We start from the raw sequence: 5,264 nt of genomic DNA, 5'->3' as shown, positions 1-5,264 counted from the left end.
GTTCCTGCACGTTTTAAATCTTTGAAGTTTTCTGATAACTTCATTAGATATTCAATTTCTTCTGTTGTGTAATCTAATAATTTTAAAAAGCTTCTTCCTCTTAAGTTTACTCCCATTAAATACCTCCAATTATATTAAATATCTTCTCTCACAAATGGCATACTCATACATCTTGGGCCGCCACGTCCTCGAGATAATTCACTATCTTTAATTTCAAGAACTTTAATACCTTTTTCTCTTAGAATTTCATTTGTAACTGTGTTTCTTTCATAAACTACTACAGTTCCTGGTGCAATACATAGTGTATTTGAACCGTCATTCCATTGTTCTCTTTCAGAAATCAGTTTGTCTCCACCACCGCAAAGAATAAGTTCGATTTTTCTATCTAAGTATTTACTTAATATATTTTCCAAATTATCATTCATCTCTACGGATTTAATTTCCCCTTGTGAATTTCCTTTGCTAAGTTCAAAAACTCTAAGCGTTTGGAATATTCCTGGATGAACTGTGAACTTATCGTAGTCGATTTGAGTAAACACAGTATCTAAGTGCATAAATGCTCTTATTTTAGGAATATCAATAGCTAAAATCTTTTCTATTTTGCTTTCAGAGTGGAAAAATATATTTTCCGCAAGTTTTTCAATAGCTTCAGCATCAGTTCTTTGTGAAATTCCTATTGCCAATGTGGTTTCATTAAGAATTAATATATCTCCACCTTCAATAGAAAATTCGTTATATCTACTATAAAGCTTATCTACATTTTTATATTCATCACTATGATTAAATAAAATATCTGCAAAAATCGTTTCCCTTTGTCTTACATGATTTTTCATTTTGTTTATAATTACGCCTGTGCCTACATTGGCAAATGGGTCTCTTGTAAAATATAGATTTGGCATAGGCATAAGTGCCATATCAAATGAAGCACCACTATGTGCCTTTATAAAATCAGATTCATTTAAATCGATTTCTTTAAGACTTACTCCAGCCATGACTTTATCTACAAATTCTTTAGGGTCTTTAATAGATGTTAAGTATTCTTTTAGTGCGTCAGCCTTAACTGAATTTCTGATATTTGAATCCTCTAAAAGCTGTTCTATAAATCCTTCTTTTATTTCTGGCTTTTTGTCTAATATGTCCGCTACTAAATTTTCAAGATAAAGGACTTCTACTCCTTCATTTTTGAGAACGTTTGCGAAATTATCATGTTCTTCTTGCGCTGTTTTCAAGAAAGGTATATCATCAAAAAGTAATTCTCCTAATGCACTTGGTGTCATGTTAAGTAACTCGTTTCCAGGACGATGCAACATGACCTTCTTTAATTTTCCAATCTCATTAGGAACATAAATACTATGCAAGTCGACACCTCTTTCCTATTTTAATAAATTAAATTTTTAATGTTCTTTTATTTTTAATTGCTCTTATAATTTATTGTGCAATTTCCTTCCGTTCAATTCCATTCTACACCATATATCATTCTCTTAAAGTTGTACATCCAACAATTTACTAATTTTTTACAATTAATTTTCCAAAATTTCTATTTTTTTTGGAATAATAATTGTAACATATTCATTTTCACTAATTATTATTCATTTCTTCTTATATATATGACTATATTCTATCTGCAATAAATCTTTCACCTCCTTTGAAATTTTATATTTATGAGATATAAATTAAAAATGTCGAAAATTTGAAAATCTAAATTTTTTAATTTTTCCGACAAAAAAGAGTATCAGTCCCTATAAGCTTAATAGGTTGATACTCAAAATTTAAATCTCTATAAATACTTTCTACTATTTTTAATTATTGTTCCAGTAAGTCCCTTTAGACCTTCTGAAGCTTTTTCAAGAGATGTTATAAGTGACTGTCTACCTTCTTTTGAACTTGCAAACATACTTGCAGCTTCTACCTTTGGTAACATTGATCCAGGTGCAAACTCACCTTGGTCAGAATACTTTTTAGCTTCCTCTACTGACATTTCTGAAAGCCATTCTTCATTTTCTTTTCCAAAGTTTATAGCAACTTTTTCAACTGCTGTAAGCACAACAAGTTTATCAGCTTCAAGTTGTTCTGCAAGAACTGAAGATGCAAAATCTTTATCTATAACAGCGTCAATTCCCTTGTATTCTTTTCCTTCTTTAAGTACTGGAACTCCGCCTCCACCACAGGCTATTACAACTTCGCCTTCTTTTATTAGTTTGTCAATAGTTGATATTTCAACAATCTCTATAGGCTTAGGAGATGCTACTACTCTACGATATCCTCTTCCTGAGTCCTCTACAACATCCATACCTTCTGCTTTAAAAGCTTCTGCTTCTTCTAAAGTCATAAATGGACCTATCGGTTTTGTTGGATGTTCAAAAGCTTTATCATCTTTATCAACAACTACTTGAGTAATAACACAAGTTACAGATTTTTCTATTCCTCTTTCTTTAAGTTCTTCTCTTAATGCATTTTGTAAATCAAATCCTATATAGGCTTGGCTCATAGCTACACATGTAAATAGAGGCATGTGTTGAAACTCTGGATTATTTTTTTTGTAGTCTGTAAAAACGTTATTTATCATTCCAACTTGTGGTCCATTTCCATGGGTTAAAACCACTTCGTTTCCATCTTCTATTAAATCTACTATTGCCTTTGCAGTGTTTTTAACTGCAATTCTTTGAGTTTCTAAATCATGTCCCAGTGCATTTCCGCCCAGAGCTATTACAACCTTGTCTTTCATAAAATCCTCCTGAATATCAATCTGATAAATTTATTGTAAAAATTTTTAGATATTTCTCAATTTGTAGTCTATCTTCAAACTTCTTATAATGAACGGGTTGCAAATATAATTATAAGATTAGTTTCTAATTTTTCTACAATATCTTTTTATACGGAAGGATATTGGTGTCTATAAATTTTAAACGTTTTCTTTTGCTTCATAAGAAAACCTATTTTCATAGTATCATACTTAAAGATTTTTTAAAATACTTTTACTAAATATTTTTAAGATTTTCTATTTTACCATAGGTCTTTCATATAACTTATGTGAATGTTAATAAGACTTTACTATTCAAAAAAGTAACTGCCAAACCAAATGAGCAAATACACCTCCACATAGTCCCCCAATTGTATGTGACAATATTGCATGCCCTGTCATCTCCTTTGTGTCAAGAGCATCCATCATAGCAATATGAGTTGAAAGGTATCCACTCCAGCACATACAAATCGATGTGAAAACAGCAATGTCATTTGCATTTATAATTCCTCTTGATGCCATATCAGAAACCATACCAATGGCAGCTCCAGAACTTCCAAGGGCAGTGATAGGTATCGCAATCGCCTTAGGTGTACTAAATCCAAATAGAGGAGTAAGAATAAAACTTAACTTTTCGCCTATAATCGGAAGTAAACCTATCCCTTGGTTTGCAGTTCCGTTATAAACCCCTCCATCTCCAGGTCCATTAGTAAGCATGATTACAAAAGTGCAAATCAGTACAACTCCTGGGATTATGGCAACACCCATATCAACCCCAACCTTACCTCCATCAAGAAGAGCTTGAATAAACCTTGATCCAATTGAGCCTTCCCTTACCCTTCTTTTGTTTTCAGGAATAGGTTCAACATTTTTACAAATTACATATTCTTCTGTTCCATAAAACTTTTTCGTCTTTATCATCATAATCCTAACAGATACAATCGATCCAAATACAGCACCAAAAAAACCTACTACAGCTCCAGAAATTGCATTTGGAACAGAAAGTCCCATCATAGTTGTAACTATAATAAGCCCCATTCCAAAAGCCGTGCCAAGATTTGTAAGGGCTGGCATTTGATACTTCTTAAAATATTTTCTAAAATTGTCATCATAGGCAAGGGTAAGTATTGCAGGGTTGTCAGACATAAAACAGTTTAACATTCCGAGGGAACTCGCCCCAGGTAAATCATAAACAGGCTTCATAATCACTGAAAGCCCCTTGTTTATAAGGGCAATTACACCAAACTCAGAAAAAATTGCAGCCATGCCACCAGCTAACACCGACACTGCCATAAGATAGAAACACACATTCATAAGTAAATCAAAACCTGTGTTCATCATGGTCTTAATCATATTTGTGCCACCCATAACACTACCTATGTATATGAATATCCCAAAAAAGATTATTATAAATATTGGCGCTTCAAAACCAATTTCATTCTTATATATTTTCTTATTATCCATTTTTCACCCTCTAAATTTATTTGTCTTAGCTTTTTTATATCATCAAATTTTAAATATCTAATAGAGAAAATCACTCTATTTTTTAATTATATCATGGAATGAATTTTACACAATAAAACAAAAAGCCACTGTCTCCAGTGACTTCAAATTAGTATTTTATTTTACATATTTCGGTCCAATATATCCCGTTCTTCCATTATATTCAATTTTTAACCATCCCTGTTCAATATGTCCAGACACTTCTGCGCCTGCAGGAACTGTTCCTATAACTTCATAGTCATATCCTGGTCCTGATCTAAAGTTTAAGTCTTGGGTAAGTTTTCCACTTATGGTCTCTTTTTCTTCAGGCTCTGTTTCCTCAGTTTCTTCAGTCTCTTCAGTTTCTTCAGTAGCATCTGTTTCTTCTGAAGGAGAAGTTTGTGCAGAAGTAGCGTTATCAGCTCCCTCTGTCACAGTTTCTGTTTGACCACTCCTATCCAAGTTATCAAGCTTTTTATTTATCCTTCTATTATTAGCAAGTGTCCACGCAGCAAGAATAACCGTTGCTATAACCAAAAGCGAAATTAAAAAAACTAAAAAAGATGTATAATTAGATTTTTTCTTTTGCTTCTGTGGTCTATTGTTTATATATCTCTCATTTCTGTTTTCTTGATACGGATTTGACCTTTCATATTCATCTCTTTCATTATATGGATCTTGTCCATTTAAAAAGTATTGTTCCTCTCGGAATCTTCTATTTATTTCTGCATAATCAATCTTGTCAGTGTTTTCTATATTTAAATCATTATTATCTTTATTATCTTTATTATTATTCATAAAATCCCCACCCTATCATCTATATTATACTCTAAATTCCAAAATTTAGGAAAATTTATTGAGTTTTTAATAATTAGTAAGTAATAAGCTTAAGAAATATATTTGTATTATATGTATAAAAAAAGGCTCTACATATTGTAGAGCCTCTGACGGGCGAATACCTACTCTCCCATGGGCTCTCCCCCATAGTACCATCGGCGCTAAAAGACTTAACTTCTGTGTTCGAGATGGGTACAGGTGTATC

The 5,264-nt window shown here is 32.2% G+C and carries 4 protein-coding genes and 1 rRNA gene; all 5 read right to left on the bottom strand.

Annotation, left to right across the window (positions count from 1 at the left end):
* Nucleotides 1–134: 134 nt before the first annotated feature.
* A complete protein-coding gene (gene arcA, locus BN2746_RS00035) occupies nucleotides 135–1,358 on the bottom strand; it encodes an arginine deiminase (protein WP_077064891.1) in 1,224 nt (407 codons plus the stop codon).
* A gap of 419 nt (nucleotides 1,359–1,777) precedes the next feature.
* Complete coding sequence (gene arcC, locus BN2746_RS00030) at nucleotides 1,778–2,725, bottom strand: carbamate kinase (RefSeq protein WP_055077822.1); 948 nt, start codon at nucleotides 2,723–2,725, stop codon at nucleotides 1,778–1,780.
* Nucleotides 2,726–3,055: 330 nt separating this feature from the next.
* On the bottom strand, nucleotides 3,056–4,204 hold the full coding sequence (locus BN2746_RS00025) for a CD0519/CD1768 family membrane protein (protein WP_055077821.1): 1,149 nt from the start codon (nucleotides 4,202–4,204) through the stop codon (nucleotides 3,056–3,058).
* Between the two features lie 156 nt (nucleotides 4,205–4,360).
* Complete coding sequence (locus BN2746_RS00020; RefSeq protein WP_055077820.1) at nucleotides 4,361–5,020, bottom strand: SH3 domain-containing protein; 660 nt, start codon at nucleotides 5,018–5,020, stop codon at nucleotides 4,361–4,363.
* 148 nt (nucleotides 5,021–5,168) lie between these two features.
* Nucleotides 5,169–5,264: ribosomal RNA gene (rrf, locus tag BN2746_RS00015) — 5S ribosomal RNA — on the bottom strand; the annotation flags it as partial.

The organism is Lagierella massiliensis, assembly GCF_001407835.1.
Taxonomy (GTDB): domain Bacteria; phylum Bacillota; class Clostridia; order Tissierellales; family Peptoniphilaceae; genus Mediannikoviicoccus; species Mediannikoviicoccus massiliensis.
Note: the sequence above shows the minus strand (reverse complement) of the source record. Positions and strands in the feature narration are given on the sequence as shown.

Bases quoted from the DNA above. Each gene is read 5' to 3' on its own strand.
- arcC (WP_055077822.1), bottom strand. From the start codon at position 2,725: ATGAAAGACAAGGTTGTAATAGCTCTGGGCGGAAATGCACTGGGACAT.
- BN2746_RS00025 (WP_055077821.1), bottom strand. From the start codon at position 4,204: ATGGATAATAAGAAAATATATAAGAATGAAATTGGTTTTGAAGCGCCA.
- BN2746_RS00020 (WP_055077820.1), bottom strand. From the start codon at position 5,020: ATGAATAATAATAAAGATAATAAAGATAATAATGATTTAAATATAGAA.